The sequence below is a fragment of the Chryseobacterium salipaludis genome, from assembly GCF_022968825.1.
Lineage (GTDB): Bacteria > Bacteroidota > Bacteroidia > Flavobacteriales > Weeksellaceae > Kaistella > Kaistella salipaludis.
In genome coordinates, this window is sequence record NZ_JALHKS010000012.1 from 1 (window position 1) to 2,884 (window position 2,884).

A 2,884-nucleotide genomic window follows, 5' to 3' on the forward strand; every position below is an offset into this window, starting at 1 on the left:
AAAAAGACTGGCGGCGACCTACTCTCCCGCTATTCGCAGTACCATCGGCGCTAGAGGGCTTAACTTCTGTGTTCGGAATGGGAACAGGTGAGCCCCTCTGCTAAAACCACCCTAAAGGTTGTATAGAGAGAAGTTAGAGATTAGAAGTCAGAGGTTAGAAAGGCTTTTCTAACGATCTAATTTCTCTTATCTAATTTCTAAAAAAACGATAGAGACAAACACAAAGAGAGAACTTTCGGAGCACTTAAGGAGGAGTTTATAGATTAGGCTATAAATCTACGGGTAATTAGTACTACTCGGCTATGACATTGCTGCCTTTACACCTGTAGCCTATCAACGTGGTCATCTCCCACGACCCTTAAAAGATGTCTCATCTTGAGGCAGGTTTCGCACTTATATGCTTTCAGTGCTTATCCTTACCAAACGTAGCTACTCAGCGGTGCACCTGGCGGTACAACTGATACACCAGAGGTTTGTTCAAATCGGTCCTCTCGTACTAGATTCAAGCCCTCTCAAACATCTAACGCCCGCAATAGATAGAGACCGAACTGTCTCACGACGTTCTGAACCCAGCTCGCGTGCCACTTTAATGGGCGAACAGCCCAACCCTTGGGACCTTCTCCAGCCCCAGGATGTGACGAGCCGACATCGAGGTGCCGAACCTCCCCGTCGATGTGAGCTCTTGGGGGAGACTAGCCTGTTATCCCCGGAGTACCTTTTATCCTATGAGCGATGGCCCTTCCATACGGAACCACCGGATCACTATGTCCTGCTTTCGCACCTGATCGACTTGTAGGTCTCACAGTCAAGCACCCTTATGCCATTACACTCTACGCACGGTTACCAAGCGTGCTGAGGGTACCTTTGAAAGCCTCCGTTACTCTTTTGGAGGCGACCACCCCAGTCAAACTACCCACCACGCAGTGTCCCTCATTCAAGATGAGGTTAGGCTCCAAGTAAACAAAGGGTGGTATTTCAACGTTGGCTCCACCGACACTAGCGTGCCAGCTTCAAAGCCTCCCACCTATCCTACACATTGTTTACTCAAAGTCAATACGAAGTTATAGTAAAGGTTCACAGGGTCTTTTCGTCCCATTGCGGGTAATCGGCATCTTCACCGATACTACAATTTCACCGAGCTCGTGGCTGAGACAGTGCCCAGATCGTTACACCATTCGTGCAGGTCGGAACTTACCCGACAAGGAATTTCGCTACCTTAGGACCGTTATAGTTACGGCCGCCGTTTACTGGGGCTTCAGTCAATTGCTTCGCTTACGCTAACAACCTTCCTTAACCTTCCAGCACCGGGCAGGTGTCAGACCCTATACAGCATCTTTCGATTTAGCAGAGTCCTGTGTTTTTGATAAACAGTCGCCTGGGCCTCTTTACTGAGGCCCCGCTGTTGCCAGCGGGGCGTCCCTTCTTCCGAAGTTACGAGACTATTTTGCCTAGTTCCTTAGCCACGACTCACTCGAGCACCTTAGGATTCTCTCCTCGACTACCTGTGTCGGTTTTGGTACGGGTTGCTTCACTTCGGCTTTTCTTGGAACCACGTTCCCTGCAGCAGCTTCGCCCGAAGGCTAGGCCTTGACTATTCCGTCAGTCTCCAGCAGGTACAGCAGTCCGTCCCCTTTTTAGTGTGAGCAAGTTAGGGAATATTAACCCTATGTCCATCCACTTCCCCTTTCGGGTGCGCGTTAGGTCCCGACTAACCCTCAGCTGATTAGCATGGCTGAGGAACCCTTAGTCTTTCGGTGAGGGGGTTTCTCGCCCCCTTTATCGTTACTTATGCCTACATTTTCTTTTCTGTCCGCTCCACCAAAACTCGCGTTTCAGCTTCAACGCAAACAGAATGCTCCCCTACCAGATACAGTTCTTAATAACTGTAAATCCATAGCTTCGGTACTATACTTATGCCCGATTATTATCCATGCCGGACCGCTCGACTAGTGAGCTGTTACGCACTCTTTAAATGAATGGCTGCTTCCAAGCCAACATCCTAGCTGTCAATGCAGTCCAACCGCGTTGTTTCAACTTAGTATAGATTTGGGGACCTTAGCTGTTGGTCCGGGTTCTTTCCCTTTCGGACATGGACCTTAGCACCCATGCCCTCACTGCCGATCATCATTTATTAGCATTCGGAGTTTGTCAGGAATTGGTAGGCGATGAAACCCCCGCATCCAATCAGTAGCTCTACCTCTAATAAACTAAAATATCGACGCTGCACCTAAATGCATTTCGGGGAGTACGAGCTATCTCCCAGTTTGATTGGCCTTTCACCCCTACCCACAAGTCATCCCAAGACTTTTCAACGTCAACGGGTTCGGTCCTCCACTTTGTGTTACCAAAGCTTCAACCTGCCCATGGGTAGATCACAAGGTTTCGCGTCTAATCCTACTAACTCAAGCGCCCTGTTCAGACTCGCTTTCGCTGCGCCTCCGCACCTGAAGTGCTTAAGCTCGCTAGTAAAATTAACTCGTAGGCTCATTATGCAAAAGGCACGCCGTCACCCCTATAAATAGAGGCTCCGACCGCTTGTAGGCGTACGGTTTCAGGTTCTCTTTCACCCTTCTATTCGAAGTGCTTTTCACCTTTCCTTCACAGTACTTGTTCACTATCGGTCTTTCAGGAGTATTTAGCCTTGGAGGATGGTCCCCCCATATTCAGACAGGATTTCACGTGTCCCGCCCTACTCATTTATCACTTAAATATGCCTTTCATGTACGGGGCTATCACCCTCTATGGCTGTTCTTTCCAGAACATTCTATTAAACATATAAAAGCTTTTGGGCTAATCCGCGTTCGCTCGCCACTACTTACGGAATCTCTTCGATTTCTTTTCCTCCGGGTACTTAGATGTTTCAGTTCTCCGGGTTTGCTTCTCG

At 48.9% G+C, this 2,884-nt stretch carries 2 rRNA genes; both read right to left on the bottom strand.

The features are described from left to right. Positions 1 to 5: 5 nt before the first annotated feature. Positions 6 to 114, bottom strand: a 5S ribosomal RNA gene (gene rrf, locus MVI27_RS11735). Between the two features lie 151 nt (positions 115 to 265). Further along, a 23S ribosomal RNA gene (locus MVI27_RS11740) occupies positions 266 to 2,884 on the bottom strand; the annotation flags it as partial.